The organism is Bartonella rattimassiliensis 15908, from assembly GCF_000278215.1.
Classification (GTDB): Bacteria; Pseudomonadota; Alphaproteobacteria; order Rhizobiales; family Rhizobiaceae; genus Bartonella; species Bartonella rattimassiliensis.
Map to the genome: position 1 here is coordinate 402,895 of NZ_JH725064.1, position 24,596 is coordinate 427,490.

Sequence of the window (24,596 nt, forward strand, 5' to 3'; positions counted from 1 at the left end):
AGGAAATATTATGAAAAGGCTGAAAAATAAAAGTTTTTCATCTTATGAGTGGATGGTTGCTTTTCGTTATATGATTCCCAATAAGAAACATGTCGTTGCATCTGTAATTTCAATTATTTCTCTTATTGGGATTATGTTAGGCGTATTTGCTTTGGTTGTTGTTATGGCAGTGATGAATGGCTTTCGTACAGAACTTCTCAATCGTATTCTTGGTATGAATGGACATCTTATTGTTCAAACAATTGATTCTGGTTTTTCTGATTATAAAACTCTTATTTCTTCTTTAGAATCTACAAAGGGTGTGAAATTTGCTTTGCCTGTTATTGAAGCTCAAGCGCTTGTTCAAGGTGAGATTCAAGGAGGTTCTGGCGCTTTAGTTCGCGGTATGCGCAAGCAAGATCTAGAAAAGCTCAAAATAGTCTCTCAAAATATTAAATTAGGATCGATTACTCAATTTGATAAGGAAGAAGGTGTTGCAATTGGAAGTGGTTTAGCAGAAAAATTGGGACTTACAATTGGAAGAGATATTCGTATTATCACTCCAGATGGTGATGAGACTCCTTTTGGCGTTACCCCGCGTGTGAAAGCTTATAAAGTCGTTGCTATTTTTGAAGTTGGTATGTCTGAATATGATTCAATATTCATCTTTATGCCCCTTCATGAAGCACAAATGTTTTTTAATTTAGGAGATAAGGTTCAGTCTTTAGAGCTATTTCTAAATGATCCTGATACCGTTGATCAAATAAAACCTGTTGTAGAAAAAACGATTGATGAGCAGGTCTACTTAATTGATTGGCGTACACGCAATCAGGCTTTTTTTTCAGCCTTACAGATTGAACGAAATGTTATGTTTTTCATTCTTTCCTTGATCATTCTTGTTGCTGCTTTAAATATTATTTCAGGCCTGATTATGCTTGTAAAAGATAAAAGTCATGATATTGCCATTTTACGCACGATGGGTGCCCAACAGAGCGCAATTTTGCGTATATTTATCATCACAGGAATGATGATTGGTTTTATTGGAACGATATTAGGCTTAATTTTAGGTGTTATCGCGACTGCAAATATTAATCGTATTCAAGAGTTTATATCTTGGTTATTTAATGTCGATGTTTTTAATCCTCAACTTTATTTTTTAACAAAATTGCCTGCACAAATTGATTGGAAACAGACTGTTTTGGTTGCTATAATGGCTTTATTCTTATCATTTCTTGCTGCTCTCATTCCGGCATGGCGTGCCGCTAAGCTAGATCCTGTCCAAGCTTTGAGGTATGAATAATGACAGCTATTTTAGAGCTTGTAGAGATTGAAAGACACTTTTTCGAAAATCATAAGCCGCTCATTGTTTTAAATAAAGCAAATTTTATTCTTAATCGTGGTGAACTTGTCGCACTTGTTGCACCATCTGGAGCTGGAAAATCAACACTTCTTCATATTGCTGGGTTATTAGAAAAACCAACGGCTGGTGATGTGAAGTTACGGGGCGTTTCTTGTGCAAAACGCTCTGATAGCGAGCGAACAGCTATAAGGCGAAATGATATTGGTTTTGTCTATCAATTTCATCATTTACTTCCAGAGTTTACAGCTTTAGAAAACGTCATGATACCACAAATGATAGCAGGCTTAAAAAAATCCATAGCAGAGGATCGTGCACGTAAATTATTAACGTATCTACGTGTTTCTCATCGTACGAACCATCGCCCCTCAGAGTTATCAGGAGGAGAACAGCAACGTGTTGCTATTGCACGTGCAGTTGCAAATGCTCCTTCAGTTCTCTTGGCTGATGAACCTACAGGAAATCTTGATCCTGTAACATCAGCTTATGTCTTTCAAGCTTTATCTATCCTGGTTCGTCAGTCTGGTCTTGCTGCTCTTATTGCAACACATAATTACGCTTTGGCTAAGCAAATGCACCGTAGAATTACACTTAAAGAACAAAAGATTATAGAACTTCCTTAAAGGAAAGGTACAGATTTTATATTACAAATTGAATAATTTATATTACTTTAATTCAAGGAGATTTTTTTATGACAGTTTTTGTCGACGACAAAAATCAATTGAATGTGCGTCGTCGCCGATTGATTTTTCGTGCATGGCATCGCGGTATTCGTGAAATGGATCTCATTTTTGGCCATTATGTAGAAGCTCATATTACTGAGATGAATGATAAAATGCTCTCTGAACTTGAATATATTATGTCTTTTGATGATCGTGATTTACTCACATGGATTACCGGAGAAATTTCACCACCCTCTAAAATTGATAGTCCACTTTTTCGTGATATTGTCAATTATCGTAATTGCTTAAGTTATTGATTCTGATGCCTATATTTAAAAAAAATGTTATTCCCCAAAACAGTTCTGTTCATATGATATTTGATGGAGTTACTGATGGATTTGAGGCTTTTGCGCTTGCTAAATTAAGTTCAGAAATTGCACAAGGTAGAGCGCTCATTTATGTTGTTCGCGACGGAACAAAAATTGCGCATTTACAACAAGTTTTAAATTTTATTGAGCCCAATTTGCCCGTACTTCAATTTCCTGCATGGGATTGTTTGCCTTATGATCGCGTATCGCCAGGAATTGCTGTTATGGCCCGTCGCCTCTCTGCATTGGCTCGCATAGCAAATTTACGTCAAAATCCACATCCTGCAATTATATTAACAACAGCAAATGCAATTATGCAAAAGCTGCCTCCTCGTGAAATGATAGAAGCTCAACTTATTCATTTACATGTTGGCCAATGCAATAATATGGAGAACTTAATTCAATTCCTAGGAATCAATGGTTTTGAGCGCGTTGCGGTTGTCCGTGATGTCGGTGAATTTGCTGTAAGAGGAGGAATACTTGATATCTTTTCTCCTATGGATGTTGAGCCTTTACGTCTTGATTTTTTTGGAGATATCCTAGAAAGCATCCGCGTATTTGATCCAGAAAGTCAAAGGACAACAAGGCAAAAAACTGAACTTTTATTACATGCAATGAATGAGATTGTTTTGACACCAGAATGCATCAGCCGTTTTAAAAGCAATTATACTCGTACATTTGGTATATCACAAAAAAATAACATGCTTTATGAAGCAATTGCTCAAGGTCGGCGTTTTGCTGGTATGGAACATTGGCTTCCATTTTTTTATGAAAACCTTGATACTTTTTTTGATCATTGTGGTAAGTTACCACTTGTTTTTGAGCATCTCATAGAAGAAGTTTTCATTGAGCGCTATCGCCTTATTGAAGACTATTATAATGCGCGCAAAGAACGTGAAAATGATAAAGAAAATTCTACTTCTTATCATCCAATAGACCCTAGTCTTCTCTACTTAACGTCAGAGCGTGTTTTAGAATGTGTGCAACAATCTTCACAACGTATTGATTTCTCGCCTTTTAATATTCCACAAAGTTTGGATCAAACAGTTATTCATACCAATGTTAAAAAAGGACATGATTTTGTAAAAGAGCGTCATGCGCAGGAAAAAAATGTTTTTTTAAGTGTTATTGATCATATCTCATCTTTACGTGCTGCTGGCAAAAAAGTGCTTTTAGCATGTTGGAGTGAAGGTTCTCTTAATCGTTTGATCCAAGTTCTCGATGAGTATGGATTAAAAAAAATAGATATTGCAAAATCTTTGCAGACTGTCAAAGCAACACCACGAGATCGCATATTGGCAGCTGTTATTATGATAGAACATGGTTTTGAGATTGAAGACTTGGCAATTATAGCAGAACAAGATATCCTTGGTGATCGCTTTATAAGATCGCCAAAACGGCATAAGAATAATACAAATTTTATTTCTGAAGTTTCTGCTCTGAATTCTGGCGATATTGTTGTGCATATCGACCACGGTATTGGCCAATTTGTTGGTCTAAAAACTATCACAACCACTGGAATTTTACGAGATTGCCTTGAAATTAAATATGCTGGAGGTGATCGACTTTTTTTACCTGTCGAAAATATTGAACTTCTCTCACGTTATGGCTCAGAAGGAACAGAGGTAACTTTAGATAAATTAGGAAGTGTTGCTTGGCAAGTACGTAAAGCGCGACTTAAAAAACATTTATTAGAAATGGCAGGACAATTAATCCGTATAGCTGCAGAGCGCGTGACACGTGCCGCACCTGCTTTATTTCCACCAGTTGGACTGTTTGATGAGTTTGTTGCTTGCTTTCCCTATGAAGAAACGGAAGATCAAATAAATGCAATTGATGCTGTTTTAGACGATTTAGCTTCAGGCAAGCCGATGGATCGTTTGATATGCGGTGATGTTGGTTTTGGAAAAACCGAAGTAGCCATTCGAAGTGCTTTTGTTGCAGCATTAAATGGATATCAAGTTGCTGTTGTTGTGCCGACAACTTTGCTTTCACGTCAACATTACAAGACTTTTATTTCGCGTTTTCAAGGATTACCGGTTAAAATTGGTCATGCTTCAAGGCTTGTAAAAACAAAAGAACTTGCACAAGTTAAAAAAAGTATTTCAGATGGTACAATTGATATTGTTATTGGAACTCATGCATTATTAAGTGATGCAGTTAATTTTTTACGATTAGGCCTTCTTATCATTGATGAGGAGCAACATTTTGGGGTAAAACATAAAGAGCGTTTAAAAGAGCTTAAAAGCGATATTCATGTTCTCACACTTTCAGCAACCCCTATACCACGAACTTTAGGGTTGGCATTATCGGGGGTCCGTGAACTTTCATTAATAACAACTCCACCTATTGATAGAATGGCGGTTCGTACTTTTATCTCACCATTTGATGCACTTGTTGTGCGCGAAACATTGCTTCGAGAATATTATCGTGGTGGGCAAAGCTTCTATGTTTGTCCCCGTATTTCTGATCTGGCTTTTGTAGAAGAATATCTCAAAACACATGTACCAGAACTCAAATTTGTTGTTGCTCATGGACAAATGCCAGCTGGACAACTTGATGATATTATGAATGCATTTTACGATGGGCAATATGATGTTTTGCTATCGACAACCATTATTGAATCGGGCATTGATATTCCAACAGCCAATACATTAATTGTGCATCGTGCTGAGATGTTTGGTCTTTCTGCTCTCTATCAGTTACGAGGAAGGGTAGGGCGTTCAAAACAGCGTGCTTATGCGCTCTTTACATTTCCAGCGAGTAAAGTTTTAACGGCTGCAGCTGATCGTCGTCTTAAAGTCTTACAATCTCTTGATACATTAGGGGCAGGCTTTCAATTAGCAAGCCATGATATGGATATTCGTGGTTCAGGTAATTTTTTAGGTGAGGAACAATCAGGACATATCAAAGAAGTTGGATTTGAACTCTATCAAAAAATGCTTGAAGAAGCTGTTGCTGAATTAAAAGATGGAGAGCTAAGTGAGCATAAGCAATGGTCACCTCAAATTTCACTTGGTACAACCGTGATGATCCCAGAAAGTTTTGTACCTGATTTATCATTACGGATGGGGCTTTACCGACGCTTGACAGAACTTGAAAATTTAGACCAGATTAATGAATTCGCGGCAGAGTTAATTGATCGCTTTGGTCCTTTACCCCTTGAAGTTCAACATATCCTTAAAGTTTTTCATATCAAAATATTGTGTCGAAAAGCACATGTAGAAAAATTAGATGCTGGCCCCAGAGGCATTGTTATACAGTTTCGCAATAACTATTTTGCCAATAGTATTGCTCTTGTTCAGTGGGTGGGAAAACAAGGTTCAATGGCAAAAATTCGTCCAGATCAAAGTATCGCTCTTATTCGAGATTGGGCTACCGTTGATGACAGACTTATTGATGCAACAATGATTATGACACAAATTGTAGAAATGATATAACAACATTTTGTTTTAAAGCAGTTTTTCTACTTTTCAGAACTATTTTTTATTTTTATAAAATTATTCTGTTAAAATAATCTATTATTGATTTTTTATAAGAATAAAATTTAAGTTTATAATGAAATAATACCTTACATAATATTTGTTGATAGGTCTTTATTATATACGTATTGATATAATGAAGAGAATAATTTAAATGACATAAGCGCGATAAATAGAATTTGTATATAAGAATTTTCTAAAAAATTTAGGTTAAAGTAACACATGCTTTCTTCATTACAAAAGTTACTAACGATAATTTTGTTATTACTCCCTTTAATATATGGCGTAAAAAACGTTCATGCTGAGTTTAACTTAACCGAGTTATCGCTTTCTGGTTTAACGCTTGATGAGCAATATAAGCGTATTAAAGAAAGACTACAAGTTATTGAAAAAAGGATAAAATTTCTTGAAAAGACACTCGCTGATTTAACGCTTTCGCAAATACGCGCTCATAATATAGAGCATGATAGGCTTCTACAAGAACAAGGAGATCTTAATGATGAGCGTTATAAGCTTAGTTTAAAATTAGGTGATTTAGCGAACAAAAAAACGGAATTAGCATATAGAGCGCATAAAGCAAGAGAGTATAGAGTAGGAGAGTATGAAAAAAAATTAAGTAAAACAAAAGAATATCTAAAATCTCGAAGCGCTTTTGAATTAGGATATAGTGATACAGCAAATGGAGAGATTCCTACAGATCATGATATTGATGAAATGGTGCAATTGTATCCCGTTTTTGTTCTTGGTTGTAAAATTGAAGAGAATCTATTAGACAGTGATATAGGGGATTTATTACGGAAAGATTTTGGTTGGAAGCGAGAAGATTTTAGTTGGGCGAAAAATGCAATCAATTCAATAGATCCTAAATTAATCGGGCACTTTGAAGAAATAATGGTGTTTAGTGTTTCAGATTTTGAAGAACATATAATTAGTGGTATAAAGGATATGGTGATGCGCAATTCTTCAAATGTAAAAGTTGCACCTTTATTATGTAAAAGTACGAGACAAATATATAATATAATGCTGCCAGAAAAGAGAAAGAATATTATGGATCGTTTGCGTTTTTATGTTACAGAATGGTTCAAGTGAAATAATGACAAATTTTGAATTCTAGAAAAATTTTTGATTGATATATTCTATAAAAATTTTAAAGGTCTTATAATAAACGGTCAGCAATCTTTTTTGTATCTAAAAAAATAATTGACTTTTTCTTGTATAATACTTGTATGACGACAATGTACTTATTTATATTTTAAAGTTCAGGAAAATATAAGATAGAGTGTTGACTTAAGGTATTATAAAATAAGTATATTTCTTATAATAATGTAGTCTATAAAGATAGAATGTATAAATGTTATTCAATTGAAAAATTGATACGTGAGTTTTTATAACAGTTTGGATTTTTCGTTATTATGAATAAGAGGAGATTTTTTATCTCTTTCCAGCATAGGAAGTGCGCGGCTTTATACACAAATGGATTATCATCAGTTAAAACAAATATTAGATGCTAAAAGAGTTAAATTTTTATTGTTTAAAATATAGGACATGTTGGCTTATGGCTGAATCACCTGAAAATGAGAAAAAGCTTAAGGAATGAATAAGAAACAATTTGATTTAAAGAAGATGTAGCGTGATATTGATGATCTTCTATAGGATTTAGAGCGAATTGAAGGAGACTTTTTTTATGAGCTTAGCGGAGTTGAGGCATAATCGTTAATTATGAAATTTATTTCATCTTCTTTTAGACAATTTTCTTTCTATTAAAAGAGATAGGTATTAGTATTTCTACTTGAGGGGTTTTAACACTGCGTGAAATATGTAAGTCATGTGGAGCAGTAGTGTGTATAAAAAAAGTAGCAAAGATATTTTCACAATGTATTGCCTTGATAAGTAAAAAATATTTTTCATAAAGAAAGAAAAAAGAATGGCAGTTTCTCCTATGAGTATTTTTCAATCTATTTTATCACGAAAATCAATTCGCGCTTTTACCAGCCAGCCAGTTAGTCTGGAAACAATCAAAGAGATCTTAAAACTTGCGGCACGTGCACCATCTGGAACAAATATTCAGCCATGGCAAGTGATCGTGCTTACAGGAAATGTATTACAGAAAGTAGGGCAAGAGCTTTCACAACTTGTGCTTTCAGGTGTAAAAGGAGAGCGTGAATATAATTATTATCCACGTCAGTGGCGTGAGCCTTATATTTCAAGGCGCCGAAAAGTTGGTTTAGAACTTTATCAGAGTCTTGGAATTCAAAAAGGAGATGAAGAAAAAGTACTTTATCAAAGGGCGCGAAATTTTTTATTTTTCGATGCACCCGTAGGACTCTTATTTACAATGGATCACGACATGGAAATGGGGAGTTGGCTTGATTTGGGTATGTTTATGCAGACCATTATGTTAGCAGCACGTGGATTTGGGTTAGATACCTGTCCCCAAGCAGCTTTTGCTGATTATCATAAACAGATTCGTACACTTTTATCTGTCCCTTTGGATCGCCACATTATCTGCGGTATGGCGCTTGGTTACCGTGATATAAGTGCTCCAGAAAACAATTTTGAGACAGAACGAGAACCGTTAGAAAACTTTGTCCGCTTTATTGAAGCATATCCATAAAATATTTTATATAATTAAGCATATGCTTTGAAGAGCTTAGTGCATTATAAAGGAATATTTTCGGTAAGAATCTTTTATTTTTATTGAATTCTGATACTGTTATGTTAACATTCATTTTATTACGTTTAAAATATTAAGAAAGTAATGGCTCTAGGGGCATTGTCCATTTTGAAGGTTGGTAATGGAAAGCGCTATAGAAAGAAAGTGTTGGATGGTGGCGAGACGAGCAACATTCTTGTTTATTGCTGTCATTTTTTTAGTTTATCTCGTAATTTGATTTTAGACGAGGCAACTATTATAGAAAAGCGTGTGCTCAAACTATGCTAGAGTTTTGAGGTGGTGCGTGTTTTTATCTGTTTTTGAACTTTTTAAAATTGGTATTGGTCCTTCTAGCTCGCATACGATGGGGCCGATGACAGCTGCTAATATGTTTTTGCAAAAGATACGAGATTTTTCTCAGACGTCTGATATTCAAGTTTCTCGTATACGTGTTTATCTTTATGGTTCTTTGGCTTTCACGGGTATTGGTCATGCGACAGATAGGGCCATCATATTAGGACTTTTAGGAGAAAAAGCTTCTACTGTTGATCCTGATAACGTGGGATTCCTGTTAAAAAAAGTTATACATGAAAAAAAAGTACAACCAGAAGGGCATCTCGCTTATCTGTTTGATTTGCAACGTGATCTTATTTTTGAACGAAAGGAAACTCTACCTGGACATACGAATGGACTAGCATTTGAAGGACTTGATACTGATGGGGGTGTTGTTTTGCGGCAGATTTATTATTCTATCGGTGGTGGTTTTGTTGTGACTGAGGATGAATTAAGCCAGGTGAATGGTAATATAGAACCAGAAGCTTTTGAGGTGCCATATCCTTTTGATTCTGCTCGTACAATGTTATCAATGGCAGAAAAGTCAGGTCTTTCAATTGCTGAAATGAAGCGCTTAAATGAGGAAATAAAGATAGAGCGTTCTTCTCTTGATGCAGGACTCGATGAGATTTTTTCAGCTATGACGAATTGTATTGATAGAGGTCTTTCACAAGAAGGTGAGTTGCCTGGTGGCTTGCGTGTTCCAAGACGTGCTAAAAAATTGCATGAAACGCTTTTGGAAAATCAAAAGAAAAATTGTAATTATCCACTTTGGGCAAATGATTGGCTTTCGGTATATGCTATAGCAGTCAATGAAGAAAATGCAGCAGGTGGTCGTGTTGTTACAGCACCAACAAATGGGGCTGCTGGTGTTATTCCAGCCGTTTTGCGTTACTATATTCAATTTAATGATGATCCAAATCGAAAGGGAATACATGATTTTCTATTAACAGCAGCAGCTATTGGTGGTGTTATCAAACATAATGCCTCTATTTCTGGTGCAGAAGTTGGGTGTCAAGGTGAAGTTGGAACGGCATCTTCAATGGCTGCAGCAGGATTGACTGCAGCGTTAGGTGGGACACCAGCTCAAATTGAAAATGCAGCAGAGATTGCCCTTGAGCATCATTTGGGAATGACGTGTGATCCTGTTGCAGGTCTTGTCCAAGTTCCTTGTATTGAGCGTAATGCAATGGGAGCTGTTAAGGCGGTAACGGCTTCTTCTCTTGCATTATATGGTAATGGAGATCATTTTGTTTCTCTTGATGCTTGTATAGAAACAATGCGCCAAACTGGTCATGATATGAGTGAACGCTATAAAGAAACAAGTAAAGGTGGCCTTGCAGTCAATACAATATCTTGTTAAGAGCTAGAACGTTTGTCAATCCATAACAAGATTGTTTGGACTAAATTATTTGGAGAGGGATTATTTTGTCTTCCTGCTAGAGCTTATATTTTTTGTTACATATAAATCGGAATTCAAATTTAATTTAGCAACATGCATGAAATAAGTTTGAGGGGGGAGTGTCTCCTTAACGAGTAACTTTTGTGTGGGAAATTGAAGAAAGAGTCTTGCCTATATCTGTTTGAATTTGACTCTCAAATGCCAAAACAATTTAATTTGGAAAAAATAAAAAAGTACAAAGTAAAATTAGTGATCAATCTGCTATTACTTTTTCTAGGTTTTATTGCGTTTAAAAGCTTGCCATAACAATATCCTTAAGTAAAAGAAGATATGAATCAGTATCTAAGAAAAATTTTTTTTAATTTGAATGATTATGACGAGGTGAGAGAAGATATTAAAGATTTTAAGTTTTTAGACGAGAAAATCTTTTGAGCATTTGGTATGATGAAAAAAATACCTTAAAAAGAAAACTTTAAAGAGAAATATCTCTCAATCTTAAATTTATTTCACAATAACGCGCGCGAATAGTGCAAAATTTATTGAATAGTGACATTTTTATTGATGAAGATAGTAAATCAACACCAATTCTTCGTTTATCAGCTTTCAATTTATAATAAAAATTCTTGGCATTTAATATTTTTTATAAAACGAAGTTGCAAGGTAAATTTATGCGTTCTTAAGGCGAATTTTCTTTATTGAATTTTTATGATACTCTCTAACGTGATAGGTTTTCATCTAATTAAATCATTTATTTTGTATAGAGAAGTATCAAGGATAATTTTTGATCTTAAATCAAAAAGTAGAAAAATATGTGGTATTTTTTATATTCTAAAAAAATGATTTGATTGGAATCTTAAAGGTATTTACTGGGATAACTGGAAAAATCATTAAAGCAATTTCTACAATTTAAGAAAAAAAGTATGTCTATCAAAGTCTTGAACTTTAGATAATGGTGTTAATAGTGAAATAATTCTAGATAGTTTGTAGAATTTAAATATTTGTTGCTCCTAGACGGATTTTAATAGGCACATTACCGGTTTGACTCGCAACGCGTAAATGTATGCGTACAGGAGGCATTATGAGGCGATGATTGCGCATTGTCTGGCAAATGAGAAAATTAATGAGAGATTGTGTATCTAATGCAGTTGAATTATATTTCAAACCAGTAAGTTTTACAGCAGCATCGTGAAGAGAACGCAATGAAAGGAGATATGATTGCTTCAATAAAATTTCTTTTTCATAGAATGAAGCAAAAGCATTATCTATCATAGTACTATCCTAACGCAGAATTCAAGAACTTTTAATAAGCTACAGTATAGCAGTTAAAATTTGCTTTCTTCAATGTAGAACAAGCATCGAATGCAGCTTTTTTTGTTTGAAATCCTGTAAATCGCGCTCGATAATAATGCTGCCCATTTTTTTCAAATAGTTGCATCTGTGAAGATGCGTACTTTAAAGTGGGAAATGCTGTATTTTTTGCTTTTAAGAGCAGAGCTCTTGCTTGTTCTTTACTAGGAAGAGAACCAATTTGAACAGCCCATCCAGCATTTGTGGAAAAAGAGACAGTTACCATTTTATCATTTTTAACTAGTATAGCTTTTTGAGGATTAGGTATTGGTATAATTATTTTATTAACAGCAGTTATTGCGATATTAGAATTTTTAGGTTGTTCTGCAAATGCTGTCAACATAGTCGAAATTTCATCATCAAAATTGCTTGAATCAGCTTTAATAGTTGGTATAGGAGTGTTTGCACCAGTGGGTAAGTGATAATGTACAGAGGCCATTAAATGTCCATCATTTTTCATTTGACTTGCTTTTGGTAAATATTGATTTAATAAGCTAGCCATATGCTTGTCACGTGCGGTAGATGATTTACCTCCCATAACAACAGCGACAACAGAGCGTCCCTCAAGACGTATCGAAGTTGCTAAATTAGAACCTGACATTTGTGTGTATCCCGTTTTAATTCCATCAACACCTTTCATCATTTTTACGAGTTTGTTGTGGTTATTAATCGTATGTCCACGGAAATTAAAACTTTTTATTTTGAATAACTTATATTGTTTTGGAAAATGTTTACGCAAAGCTAATGACAAAGTAGCTATATCTCGCGCCGTAGAATAATTGCGCACATCCGGAAGTCCTGAAGCGTTTGCAAAATGTGTATGCTTCATACCAAGTTTATGAGCCTTTGCTGTCATCATTTGAGCAAATTTTTTCTCATTACCTCCAAGATATTCTGCAATGGCAGCAGCAACATCATTTGCGGATCTTGTAATGAGTGCTTTAGCAGCTGCTTCTGCAGAGATCGTTTGGCCTGCTTTAAATCCAATTTTGGTTGGTGGACGCATTGCAGCATCATGTGAAACAGGAATTGGTGTATTTGGTGTCACACGACGCATCTGTATAGCTTCAAAGAGTAGATACAGTGTCATCATTTTTGTTAAAGAAGCAGGATAACGTTTCAGTGTCGCATTAGCTTGAAATAGAGTTTTTCCTGTAATAGCATCTATGACAATAGCAGCATACTTATCAGGATATGCTTCTTGAGGTGTAGCTAATGCCCAACAACAAGAAAAAACTAACATAACAAAAGAAATTGCTATTTTTTTATAGCAGCGCATAATTTTTTTACAGTTAATATACACTTGCAGTATCCTATTTCTCCATTTATTTTAAGGACCTATAAAGTTTCCTTTTTTGTAACTTGTTGATGCAGTTTAGACGAACGGTATTACTAATTTATTTACAGAAGTTATTTTATGAGCGACTTGAAGCCAATCATTAGGGGGAAAGCTTTTTTCTTATACTAACAGGTATTGCAATAGTTAAGAAAGAACTTAAAATTAATAAAATATGTGCTGCATGGAACACTATAATGGAACAAACGCTCATAATAAGCTCTAGACTTCATGTTATGCATAATGAAGTATTATGCATAATGAAAAGGGCAAGAATTAGAACGAAGGGAGGCATGGTGCGGTTAGAATGTCTAAGGCTAGAGCAAAACTCAAAAAAACTAGATTATATCAAGTTCTTTTACTCAATGATAATTATGCATCTATGGATTTTTTTGTTTTCATTTTGAAAAACTTTTTTAAAAAAGTTTCGAAGAAGAAACACGGATTATGTTAAATGCTTATCACAAGGGGATAGGTGAATGTGGAGCTTATACTTAGTGAAGTTGCTGAAATGAAAATAGTACAAGTGAGGGAGTGTGCGCGTCAAAATAAACAACCGTTACAATGTGTAATGGAATGGAAGTGAGGAATTATGCCATCTTTTACACCTAGTCTTGAAGAGGTTTTGCATCGTGCATTAACAATTGCCACTCAAGCGCGGCATGAATATGCAACATTAGAGCATCTTCTCCTTGCACTATTAGATGATGCCGATGCAAATTCCGTTATTCAGGCATGCCAAGTAGATGTGGAAGAATTGCGAGAGCGCTTAACCAATTATCTTCGCTCAGAGTTAGATGAGCAGATTAAAGCTGATGAGGATACAAAACCTACAGCTTTTTTCCAACGTGTTATTCAACGTGCGATGATTCATGCACAATCTGTTGGAAAAGATGAAGTATCAGGGGCAAATGTTCTTGTTGCGATTTTTTCTGAACATGAAAGCCATGCAGCATATTTTCTTCAAGAAATGGGAATGACGCGTTATGATGCTGTACGTTTTATTTCACATGGTATCACGCATGAGGATGGATTATCCATGTTGCTTGAAGGACTTGAAGAGCAATTAGATCAGCAGATTTTGGACAATGGCGAAAGGGTAACAAGTGTTCTAACGAGCTATTGTGTTAATCTCAATTGTAAAGCACGTAATGGAAAAATTGATTTATTAATCGGCCGTGAAATCGAAATTTCACGCATAGTTCAGATTTTATGTCGGAGGTCAAAGAACAATCCGCTTTTGGTTGGTGATCCTGGCGTAGGAAAAACCGCTATAATTGAGGGATTGGCAAAGCGCATTGTTGATGGACAGGTGCCTGAAGCTTTATCAAATGCAACGATATTTTCTCTTGATATGGGGGGGCTTGTTGCTGGTACACGTTATCGCGGTGATTTTGAAGAACGATTAAAGCAAGTTATTAAAGAGTTTGAGCTGTATCCAGATGCTATTTTATTTATTGATGAAATTCATACCTTAATTGGAGCAGGGGCGACATTAGGAGGAAATATGGATGCAGCAAATCTTTTAAAACCAGCATTATCTTCTGGAACTGTGCGGTGTATTGGTTCAACAACTTACAGAGAATATCGCAAATTCTTTGAACAAGATCGTGCTTTAGAGCGCCGTTTTCAAAAGATTGATATTAATGAACCTTCTGTTACCGATACCATTAAAATTTTACAGGGGATGAAGCCTTACTTTGAAGATTTTCATCAGATTAAATATACAAATCAAGCGATGAAGGCATCTGTAGAACTATCTTCACGTTATATGATTGATCGTAGATTACCTGACAAAGCAATTGATATTATTGATGAAAGTGGCGCAGCACAAAAGCTTTTACCACAAAAACAGCGCAAAAAGAGTATAGGGATTAAAGAAATTGAAGCTACTGTTGCTACAATTGCAAGGATTCCACCAAAAACAGTTTCGCGGAATGATCAGAAGATACTGAGTAAGCTTGAAAGAGAGCTCAAGCATGTTATTTATGGGCAAGATCAGGCAATTTCCGTATTAGTGTCATCAATTAAGTTGTCGCGAGCAGGTTTACGTGAACCAGATAAACCAATAGGAAGTTATTTATTTTCAGGGCCAACAGGTGTAGGAAAAACTGAAGTTGCAAAACAGCTTGCATCGTCTTTAGGCATTAAGCTATTGCGTTTTGATATGTCAGAATATATGGAGCGGCATACGGTAGCACGCTTAATCGGAGCACCTCCAGGTTATATAGGGTTTGACCAAGGAGGTCTCCTTACAGATGCAGTTGATCAAAAACCTCACGCAGTCCTATTGCTCGATGAGATTGAGAAAGCGCATCCAGAGTTACTTAATATTTTATTGCAGATCATGGATTATGGTAGATTAACAGACAATAATGGTAAGAAAATTGATTTTCGCAATATTATTTTGATTATGACAACCAATGCTGGTGCTTCAGATATGGCAAAATCAGCTATTGGATTTGGAAAAATACAGCGTGATAGTGAGGATGTCGAAGCAATCAATCGACTATTTACACCAGAATTTCGTAATCGATTAGATGCAATTATTCCGTTTGCACCTTTATCTCCATTAATCATTAATCAGATAGTGCAAAAATTTATTTTTCAACTTGAAGCACAATTAGCTGATCGGGGGATTTCGTTTGAATTAAGCCCTTCTGCAACTTTATGGCTTTCTAATAAGGGATATGATTTCCATATGGGAGCACGCACATTAGGACGTGTTATACAAGAATACATTAAAAAGCCATTAGCTGATGAAATTTTATTTGGAAAATTACGCAATGGTGGCATTGTTCACGTATTGACGCAAAAGTCAGATGGCGAAAAAGAAAAATTACAGTTAAAAATTTCCTCTCCCGATATAGCTGTTAGCGCAAAGAAAAATAAAATGAAAAATTTTACAAAAAAACGTGTAGGAAAGAAAAGCACAACATCTTAAAAGCATGTTACAAAGCAGCGCGGATTCTTTTTGCATTTTCTTCAAGTATTTCTGTAGGTGTTACCATCTCATTGTGAGGAGTAAGTTCTATTCCTTCCGTACGTGGTATAATATGGAAATGGAGATGATAAACGGTTTGTTGACTAGCTGCTTCATTAAATTGCATGATGGTTATGCCATCTGCGTGAAAGGCTTTTTTGACAGCAATTGCAATTTTTTGAACAGCTGTAATAACAGGAAATAATGTTTCAGTATCTGCATCAAGTAAGTTTCTAGAGCCTTTTTTAGGAATGACCAACGTATGACCTGGTGCTTGTGGCATGATATCCATGAAACCGATAACATCATTATCTTCGTAGACACGAATAGAAGGAATTTCATTGCGAATCAATTTAGCAAAAATATTATTATTGTCATAGGTTTGTTTCATATAAATATTTCCTTATTATTAGGTTTAGAATTTTAATTTCAAAACGGAAAAATACAAAGTTTATTAGAGTTTAAGATAAAGAGGTATTTTGATCTAAATTATATTTAGGGCGATGCATTGCCTTTAATATAAAGATCTAGATTTCTACGATGGCTTCAACTTCTACAGGAACATCCATAGGAAGAGAGGCAACACCAACAGCAGAACGGGCGTGTTTCCCAATTTCCCCAAGAATATTGACAAATAAATCGGAAGCTCCATCGGCAACAAAAGGGATATCGGTAAAATCAGAATTTACAGCTACAAAAACAGTAATTTTTACTACGCGTTTTATTTTATTTAAGTCTCCCAAAATTGCTTTAAGTTGAGCGAGAATACTGATAGCACAAGTTTCGGATGCTTTTTTGGCTTGTTCAGTATTTACGATTGCGCCAACTTTACCGATAGCTACTGGTTTTCCATCAATAAGAGGGAGCTGTCCAGAAATAAAAAGTTGATTGCCACTTTGTGAAGTGGTGATGTAATTGGCAAGTGGGGTTGTTGCTTCAGGAAGAATGATACCGAACTTTTCTAAGTTTTTTTCAATCACATTGGTCATAATTTAAACTCCATAGCTGTTCTATAATATATTTATTGCATAACCTATTTTTTGATTTAAGGAAATGTGTGGTTAATTGAGCAATTAGCCTTTTTTGCTTTATTTTATGATGTTATGCAACAGGGTAAAATTTGGAAGTTGGGCATGATTAGATCATTATTTATAGTAATTTTATATAGTGTTTTTTTATGTACTGTGAAAGCTGAAGAGCCTATTTTTATTGTACCTCATCGAGCAATTTATGATTTTCATCTGGATAGTGTTTCTCATGAAATGACAATTTCTGGGATGTCAGGGCGAATGGTTTATGAACTTACTGGTTCAGCATGCCAAGGATATAGCACACGTTTTCGTTTTATTAGCCGTATTCACATTGAAGATATGCCAGTACGTTTAACGGATCAACAAACGACAAGTTATGAAACGGGGGATGGGCGGACATTTCATTTTAATATTACAGATCAAGAGGGAGAAGAGATTGCGCATCGTGCCGAAGGTATCGCTGAGCGTACTCAAGATGGCCTTACAGTTATATTGAAAAAGCCAAAGGAAAAAACGTATAAGCTTGCAATGGCTGAGTTTCCAATGATGCAACTAAAAAATATTATTCGTAATGCAAAAGCAGGGCATCACTTCTATAATGTTACCGTATTTGATGGGACAAATAAAGCGGATAAAGTTATAAAAGAAAGTATCGTCATAGGAGAAAAGAAAACACTTTTATCCGATAGCGAAACAGAAGAAATGAGAAAGTTGGATGAAGAAGAATATTGGCCTGTTATAATCTCTTATTTTGATGATGGAGAAAATAAAGATGGTTTGCCGATTTATCGCAGCAGTTTTCTCTTACATGAGAATGGTGTTATGCGTGATCTTCATATAGATTATGGAACTTTTTCAGTGCGTGCAAAATTGAGCAGTCTCGAATTCCTTGAACTTGGAAAGGATCTTGGTCGATGTGAAAATACAAAATATTAAATGATTGAAGAAAATGACTTGAAAAAGAATCAAATATTAGTATGTTTGCGCTATTCCACACGCGGAGTTTGGGTGTTTGCGAATAATTTGTGAGGTGAAACTAGCAAACATCCGCCGGTAGTAGGTTTTCCTGCTTTTTCCGCGGAGGTTGAACCGGAAAGGATAAGATTATGGCACTACCCGATTTTACTATGCACCAACTTTTAGAAGCAGGTGTGCATTTTGGTCATCAGACGCATCGCTGGAATCCAAAAATGACTCCCTATATTTATGGTCAGCGTAATAATATTCATATTATTGACCTTTCTCAGACCGTTCCGCTTTTACACCAAGCACTTAAGCTTGTTTCAGATACTGTTGCACGTGGGGGACGTATTCTCTTTGTTGGTACGAAACGGCAAGCATCTGATATTATTGCTGATGCAGCGAATCGTTCGGCTCAATATTATGTGAATGCGCGTTGGCTTGGCGGCATGCTTACGAACTGGAAGACGATTTCTAATTCAATACATCGTTTGCGTAAGCTTGACAAAATTCTTGCTGCTGAAGCGCAAGGCTTTACCAAAAAAGAACGTTTAAATCTTGAACGTGATCGTGAAAAGCTTAATCGTGCGCTTGGTGGTATTAAAGATATGGGATCTATTCCAGATCTTATATTTGTGATCGATACAAATAAAGAAAAGATTGCACTCCAAGAAGCAAAGCGTTTAGGTATTCCTGTAATTGCTATTATTGATACCAATTGTGATCCTGATGATGTCACCCATCCGATACCAGGTAATGATGATGCTTCACGTGCAATTTCTCTTTATTGCGATCTTTTTGCTCGTGCTGCTCTTGATGGTATCGCACGCCAGCAAGGTGCGATGGATATCGATTTGGGGGCTCAAGTCGATGCGCCTGTGGAGCCTATTTTGGAAAATACGGTTCCACCAGTTTCTGAGTAATATAAAATGCCTAATTAAGGTACTTTATATTTTCTAAAGAAGAGATTATGGGCGTGCAGAGAAAATTTGCGCGTTTTCACAGTTATCGAATAAAGAGGCAAATATGAGCATTACTGCTGCACAAGTAAAAAAACTTAGAGAACTATCTGGCGCTGGTATGATGGACTGTAAAGTCGCTTTAGCAGAAACTAATGGTGATATGAAAGCTGCTGTTGATTGGCTTCGTAAAAAAGGGATAGCTAAAGCAGATAAAAAGGCTGGTCGTACGGCAGCTGAAGGATTAATCGGAGTCGTATCAAAAGATTTAAATGCAGTTTTGGTTGAGATTAATTCTGAAACAGATTTTGTTGCACGCAATGATGGATTTCAAGATATTGTGCGCAATGTAGCAACTGCTGCCTTGGATACGCCAGGTGATGTTGAATCTGTCTCTATTTCTCTTTATCCTGGTTCTGAGAAGACTGTAGAGCTTACAATTAAAGATGCAATTGGTACAATTGGTGAAAATATGACGCTTCGTCGTTCTGCTAAATTGTCGGTTGAGAATGGTGTTATTGCAACTTATATACATAATAGTGTGGCTGATGGTCTTGGTAAGCTTGGTGTCTTAGTTGCAATTAAAACGACAGGAAATAAAGAAGCTGCTCTTGCTTTTGGTCGGCAGGTTGCAATGCATATTGCGGCAACCAATCCGTTAGCACTTACAGCACAAGATGTGGATGTTGGTGCTGTTGAACGAGAAAAGGCAATTTTTTCAGATCAGGCACGTCAGTCTGGAAAGCCTGAAAATATCATTGAAAAAATGGTAGAAGGGCGTATGCGTAAATTTTTTGAAGAGGTTGTTTTGCTTTCTCAGGCTTTTGTTATGAATCCGGATATAACTGTTGAGGCAGCTTTAAAGGATGCTGAGAAATCAATAGGTGCTCCAGCAAAAATTACGGGTTTTATTCGTTTCGCCCTAGGTGAAGGTGTAGAAAAAGAGGAATCTGATTTTGCTTCAGAGGTTGCTGCTGCTAGAGGCTAGTTATTAAGAACTCTTGATCAGAGATTTAAAATCATATTGTTGGTTGTAGAATCTCAGAGAAAAATAATATAACTGTTGAGAGGGCGTCACGTAAAAAAGTGGTGCCCTTCGTGGTGTCAAAAGCAAAAAATAAAGATCCTTTTTGGGGAGATTATTAATGGCATTATCACTTCCGTATAAACGTATTCTGTTAAAGGCTTCTGGTGAATCTCTTATGGGGGGGCAGAATTTTGGCATTGATGTTTCTGTTGTAGACCGCATTGCCGCTGATATTGCGGAAGTTCGCGCAATGGGAATAGAAGTTGCGATTGTTATCGGTGGGGGAAATATTTTTCGTGGTGTTGCTGTTGCTTCGCATGGTGGGGATCGAGTGACAGGCGATCATATGGGAATGCTTGCAACCGCTATTAACTCTTTAGCACTACGAACATCGTTGACAAAATTAGGGGTTGAAACTGTTGTACTTTCTGCGATCACTATGCCACAAATTTGTGAAAGTTTTTCGCAGCGTAAAGCAATAGCTTATATGAATCAAGGAAAAGTTGTTATTTTTGCGGGCGGTACAGGAAATCCATTTTTTACTACTGATTCTGCGGCTACTTTACGTGCAGCAGAAATTGGTGCGGACGTCCTTCTTAAAGGAACACAAGTCGATGGTATTTATTCGGCTGATCCAAAGATTGATCCCACTGCTAAGCGTTTTGATCAATTAACACATGTTGAAATTTTGCAATGGGGATTATCTGTTATGGATTCAACAGCGGTTACTTTAGCCCGTGAGAACAATGTGCCGATTATTGTGTATTCCATTCATGAAAAAGGCGGCTTAGCTAAGGTATTGAATGGAACAGGACGCTTTACAATAGTATCGGAATAAGGATAAGCTTTAAAGGACAATTGAAGGAGACAAGAAATATGAATGTTACATCAATTATGGATGATCTTAAACGTCGCATGGATGGTGCTATTACGGCTTTTAAACATGAATTAGGTGGTTTGCGGACTGGACGAGCATCAGCCAGTTTATTAGAATCGTTGACCGTTGAATCTTATGGTTCTATCGTGCACATCAATCAGGTTGCGAATATTTCTGTTCCAGAACCTCGGATGCTTTTTGTTTCTGTATGGGATAAAACGATGGTAGGAGCCGTAGAGCGTGCTATTCGTGATTCTGGTCTTGGTTTAAATCCCATAACTGATGGTACAAATTTACGTATTCCTTTGCCTGAGTTGAATGAAGAGCGCCGTAAAGAGCTTGTAAAAATTGCGCATCAATATGCAGAGCAAGCGCGCGTTGCTACACGTCATGTTCGTCGAGATGGCATGGATAATTTAAAAAAGTTAGAAAAAGATGGTGAATTTGGACAAGATGAAGCCCATAGTTTATCTGAGAAAATTCAAAAACTCACGGATGAAACGATTGCTAATATCGATAAGATTTTAGCCATAAAAGAATCTGAAATTATGCACGTTTAAGAAGATTTTGTTGCTAAAAAAGATGTTATATTCGCAGCATATTCATTGTCTCTGTAGATGAATAATAGGAAGTGATGTGCGCTGTAATAGGATTACATTCTTCACGTAAAACAAAATACCGCCGTATTGCACATTTGCGTACTTTTTAACACATGTCTTAAAGTGATTCACAATTATTTAGTGATATCATCTGTAAAGAGTGTAACGATAAAGCTTTCATGAATAATATAAAATTTATAAAATACTCCCATTTTTATACATAATACACGAAATTAAGTAGGTGCCATTAGACGATTTGCCAGCTTTTGGGAGAGCCTATAGTTTTTAATGCTTGAGAGCTTTCATAAAAGGCGTTTTTGTATAGTTTTATCCACACGTCTGCTCCGCGTGTTGATGTCTAAGCAAGTAATTTTAACTGATTCAATCTAAAATAGGTTTAAAATGAGAGAGTTTTAGGATATTTAGAAATCTAATTTATCTTGATAAAAACGCTTAATTATCGCTATGAATCAATATCTTCTCTATACTGGCAAAGTGTGAGACAAGAAGATATTTCATCGTTTTATTATCTTAATATGGGAGAGATTAATTGGAAAGGCCTAATATTCTTTAAATTTGTGTGGTGCGTCGTGTTTTTTGCTGTAAAATATTCTTTAATAGCCATGATAAAGGTTTGTGTTCAGCGTGTCTTGGTTAAATTGCATAATAAAAAAGCATTATTAGAGGTTATCCAAATATTCTAAGATAGGCATTGGAGAAAGAGTATAACGCAAAATATAAGCTTTAATCTTTCTCTCACTTTCCACTATAAAATATTTTAGTGGAATCAATCAAGTAGACGTTATGTAGTATAATTCGTTTTTAAATGATAGATAGTTGATAGATAAAGTATTTTTATACAAAATCTAGATTAGTTAATTTATTTTATAGGACAGAGATGATCTCTTTTTCATTATAGGGGAGATTTTTGAAGCTGTTTTCATTGATTATTCGTCTTATAAGCGTTATTTTGGTGGACTATTTTATTTATAAAAAATATAAGAGGAATTTGTATCAGTGTGAAATAAGAATACTGCGTAGAGAAGTTTTTTGCATCAATTTTGATGCTTGTATTTTCTATTTTTATTGTTTGGATGTTGTTTTGTCTAATTTGGCTTATCGTGTTCTGACTGCTTTTGTTTTTGGTATTATTGCATTGTATTTAACGTGGTTGGGAGGAACCTTATTTTTTTTGTTTGTATGGTGTATTGGTGGTTTTATTCTTTATGAGTGGATGAATATTACTAAAGAGAAATGGTGTGTTCTACAAAAAATATTAGCAAGTGTTTTTTATTTACTTTTTGGTTTGTTTTTAGTGTTGAGAGTATCTGCTTCATCGAATTTTTGTGTTTTAATGGTTTGGGCTGCAGTGTTGGCTATCATAGCCATAAAAAAGAGTGGTTGGGTTTTTTGTGGTTTTTTATATGCCTCTTTCCCTGTTGTTGCTTTATGCTTTTTACGGGGGCATGAGATATTGGGATTCCAAGTTATTATTTTCTTATTTGCGATAGTATGGGGAACAGATATTGGTGGATACTTTATCGGACGTGCATTGGGGGGAGCTAAATTAGCACCACAGCTTTCTCCTAATAAAACGTGGTCAGGAGCGTTAGGGGGGACATTTATTGGAGTTTTCAGTGGTATATGGGTTGCTTTTGGATTTTTTGATATAAATTTAGCAAATTTTTTTGTGCTACTCCTTACACTTGTTTTATCAATTGTTTCACAATTGAGTGATTTAGGACAATCATGGCTAAAAAGGTGTTTTTCCGTTAAAGATTCTAGTTCTTTATTGCCTGGACATGGAGGCTTTATGGATCGTATGGACGGATTGGTAGGGGCAGCTTTCTTCCTTTATTTAATTGGTGCAATTATATCTGATATGGATGCACCTTTTAATCTTTTTAGTATGATTTAATTTGGAGAAGATAGTTTGGGACTTTTAAATCATATTGTCACTATGGGTGATTTTCTTTTAAGAAGTTTGAGTATTCTTTTTATCATTATAATTATTATTTTTGTACACGAACTTGGGCATTATCTCATTGGTCGGTGGTGTGGTATTAAGGCGTTAGTTTTTTCACTTGGATTTGGACCACAGATCGCCAGTTATACAGATAAGCATGGCACAAAGTGGCGTTTAGCACTTATCCCTTTAGGGGGTTACGTGAAATTTTTTGGGGATGAGGAAAAAAACGATACGCTATCATCCCCATCATCTCCGATTGTTGATGGTTCGTTTGCCAGTGCTCATGCTTGGAAAAAAGCAGCAACTGTTTTTGCTGGTCCCTTTTTCAATGCTCTTTTTACTGTTGTTATTCTAACATTTTTTTTCTTTATTTATGGTCGTGTTGCCATTGAACCCGTTATTGGATCTTTGGTAAAAGACAGTCCTGCTGTTCAGTCCGGTTTGGAATTAGGGGACCGTTTTATTGAAATGGACGGTCGTCGGGTTGAAAGTTTTGAAGATTTAATGAATTACGTAGCTTTTCATGGAAGAGAACCGATAGAGTTTAAAATAGAACGCATGGGGCGAGTATTTACAACAGTTATTATCCCGAAAGTCATTGAGCGAGATGATGGATTTGGTAATCGAACACAAAGTACTATAATCGGTGTAGGTGTTCCTGTTGATTTAAATCATCCTGCACGTTTAGATCCAACTTATATAAAACATATTCGCTATGGTTTTGTAACAGCTATAAGAGAAGCGTTAAACCGTACTATGTTTATTACCACTCAAACTGTTCTTTTTATGAGTCGTTTAATTGGAGGCAAAGAAGATCGCTGTCGGCTTAGTGGACCTTCTAAAACCGTTAAAATTGCTTGGAAAGTGAGTGAGACAGGCTTTATCTCTTTGTTAAATTTGGCTGCTTTTCTCTCAATAAGTGTTGGGCTTGTTAATCTTTTTCCGATTCTACCACTTGATGGTGGGCATCTTTTATTTCATGTCATTGAGGTCATTACTGGCAGAAGAATACCCGCTAAAATTCAGGGAGTTTTTTTTCGGTTAGGTTTTTCTCTTCTTCTCCTTTTTATGTTTTTTGTCTTTTTTAATGATTATTTTTGTTGGTTTAGCTAATTAAATTATGGAAAACGCTTTGTAAATTGGGTAATAATAGCGAGAATAAATTGAAGGTTGTTTACCATGTCTGCAAAATATTGTGGCGTCGTACATTATAATGAGTAATTAAGAGATGAAAAGTCTCGCTGTAAAAGGGTTGTTATGGCAGTTAGCTTT

Annotated in this window: 19 protein-coding genes and 1 pseudogene; 16 read left to right on the forward strand and 4 right to left on the reverse strand. The window is 35.7% G+C overall.

Annotated features, from left to right (window positions below; genetic code table 11):
* Positions 1-10 precede the first annotated feature (10 nt).
* The 7 genes from MCY_RS01685 (at position 11) to MCY_RS01715 (ending at position 10,197) form a co-directional block, all read left to right on the forward strand.
* Entirely contained in the window at positions 11-1,279 is a 1,269-nt protein-coding gene (locus tag MCY_RS01685) for a lipoprotein-releasing ABC transporter permease subunit (protein ID WP_007346639.1), read from the forward strand.
* Positions 1,279-1,959, forward strand: coding sequence for an ABC transporter ATP-binding protein (locus MCY_RS01690; RefSeq protein ID WP_007346640.1), 681 nt, complete (start codon positions 1,279-1,281; stop codon positions 1,957-1,959). The genes MCY_RS01685 and MCY_RS01690 overlap by 1 nt, the downstream gene beginning before the upstream one ends.
* A gap of 68 nt (positions 1,960-2,027) precedes the next feature.
* On the forward strand, positions 2,028-2,315 hold the full coding sequence (locus tag MCY_RS01695) for an FAD assembly factor SdhE (RefSeq protein WP_007346641.1): 288 nt from the start codon (positions 2,028-2,030) through the stop codon (positions 2,313-2,315).
* Positions 2,316-2,320: 5 nt separating this feature from the next.
* Positions 2,321-5,806, forward strand: a complete 3,486-nt coding sequence (gene mfd / locus MCY_RS01700) for a transcription-repair coupling factor (RefSeq protein ID WP_007346642.1) — start codon at positions 2,321-2,323, stop codon at positions 5,804-5,806.
* 264 nt (positions 5,807-6,070) lie between these two features.
* Complete coding sequence (locus MCY_RS01705; RefSeq protein WP_007346643.1) at positions 6,071-6,937, forward strand: hypothetical protein; 867 nt, start codon at positions 6,071-6,073, stop codon at positions 6,935-6,937.
* Between the two features lie 835 nt (positions 6,938-7,772).
* Positions 7,773-8,462 carry a nitroreductase gene (locus MCY_RS01710; protein WP_007346644.1) on the forward strand — a complete coding sequence of 230 codons (690 nt, stop codon included), beginning with the start codon at positions 7,773-7,775 and terminating at the stop codon, positions 8,460-8,462.
* A gap of 343 nt (positions 8,463-8,805) precedes the next feature.
* Complete coding sequence (locus MCY_RS01715; RefSeq protein WP_007346645.1) at positions 8,806-10,197, forward strand: L-serine ammonia-lyase; 1,392 nt, start codon at positions 8,806-8,808, stop codon at positions 10,195-10,197.
* 1,029 nt (positions 10,198-11,226) lie between these two features.
* Here the strand turns inward: MCY_RS01715 and MCY_RS01720 are convergent.
* Together MCY_RS01720 and MCY_RS01725 are read right to left on the reverse strand one after the other, a co-directional pair.
* On the reverse strand, positions 11,227-11,505 hold the full coding sequence (locus MCY_RS01720) for a hypothetical protein (RefSeq protein WP_007346646.1): 279 nt from the start codon (positions 11,503-11,505) through the stop codon (positions 11,227-11,229).
* 31 nt (positions 11,506-11,536) lie between these two features.
* Positions 11,537-12,886: a D-alanyl-D-alanine carboxypeptidase gene (locus MCY_RS01725; RefSeq protein WP_007346647.1), complete on the reverse strand. Its 1,350-nt coding sequence runs from the start codon at positions 12,884-12,886 to the stop codon at positions 11,537-11,539.
* 340 nt (positions 12,887-13,226) lie between these two features.
* On the opposite strand from MCY_RS01725, the pseudogene MCY_RS01730 reads away from it, so the two are divergent.
* A pseudogene (locus MCY_RS01730) lies at positions 13,227-13,505 on the forward strand (ATP-dependent Clp protease adaptor ClpS).
* Positions 13,506-13,511: 6 nt separating this feature from the next.
* Entirely contained in the window at positions 13,512-15,863 is a 2,352-nt protein-coding gene (gene clpA, locus MCY_RS01735; RefSeq protein WP_007346648.1) for an ATP-dependent Clp protease ATP-binding subunit ClpA, read from the forward strand.
* Positions 15,864-15,870: 7 nt separating this feature from the next.
* Here clpA and MCY_RS01740 read toward each other — a convergent pair whose 3' ends face one another.
* Positions 15,871-16,293 (reverse strand): HIT family protein, encoded by a 423-nt coding sequence (locus tag MCY_RS01740; RefSeq protein ID WP_007346649.1) that lies wholly within the window; start codon positions 16,291-16,293, stop codon positions 15,871-15,873.
* 136 nt (positions 16,294-16,429) lie between these two features.
* Positions 16,430-16,891 carry a RidA family protein gene (locus MCY_RS01745; protein ID WP_007346650.1) on the reverse strand — a complete coding sequence of 154 codons (462 nt, stop codon included), beginning with the start codon at positions 16,889-16,891 and terminating at the stop codon, positions 16,430-16,432.
* 144 nt (positions 16,892-17,035) lie between these two features.
* Here MCY_RS01745 and MCY_RS01750 point away from each other — a divergent pair, with 144 nt between their 5' ends.
* From MCY_RS01750 to rseP, 7 genes are all read left to right on the forward strand, one after another.
* The gene (locus MCY_RS01750; RefSeq protein ID WP_026088016.1) at positions 17,036-17,869 is read left to right on the forward strand and encodes a cell envelope integrity EipB family protein; all 834 of its coding nucleotides are present in this window, start codon (positions 17,036-17,038) and stop codon (positions 17,867-17,869) included.
* 170 nt (positions 17,870-18,039) lie between these two features.
* Positions 18,040-18,816 carry a 30S ribosomal protein S2 gene (gene rpsB, locus MCY_RS01755; protein WP_007346652.1) on the forward strand — a complete coding sequence of 259 codons (777 nt, stop codon included), beginning with the start codon at positions 18,040-18,042 and terminating at the stop codon, positions 18,814-18,816.
* Positions 18,817-18,919: 103 nt separating this feature from the next.
* Positions 18,920-19,840 (forward strand): translation elongation factor Ts, encoded by a 921-nt coding sequence (gene tsf / locus MCY_RS01760; RefSeq protein WP_007346653.1) that lies wholly within the window; start codon positions 18,920-18,922, stop codon positions 19,838-19,840.
* A gap of 157 nt (positions 19,841-19,997) precedes the next feature.
* Positions 19,998-20,717 (forward strand): UMP kinase, encoded by a 720-nt coding sequence (gene pyrH / locus MCY_RS01765; protein WP_007346654.1) that lies wholly within the window; start codon positions 19,998-20,000, stop codon positions 20,715-20,717.
* Positions 20,718-20,755: 38 nt separating this feature from the next.
* Positions 20,756-21,316 (forward strand): ribosome recycling factor, encoded by a 561-nt coding sequence (gene frr, locus MCY_RS01770; RefSeq protein WP_007346655.1) that lies wholly within the window; start codon positions 20,756-20,758, stop codon positions 21,314-21,316.
* A gap of 1,141 nt (positions 21,317-22,457) precedes the next feature.
* On the forward strand, positions 22,458-23,273 hold the full coding sequence (locus tag MCY_RS01775) for a phosphatidate cytidylyltransferase (RefSeq protein WP_026088017.1): 816 nt from the start codon (positions 22,458-22,460) through the stop codon (positions 23,271-23,273).
* A 15-nt stretch (positions 23,274-23,288) separates the two neighbouring features.
* Positions 23,289-24,437, forward strand: coding sequence for an RIP metalloprotease RseP (rseP, locus tag MCY_RS01780; RefSeq protein WP_007346657.1), 1,149 nt, complete (start codon positions 23,289-23,291; stop codon positions 24,435-24,437).
* The last annotated feature ends 159 nt before the right edge of the window (positions 24,438-24,596 follow it).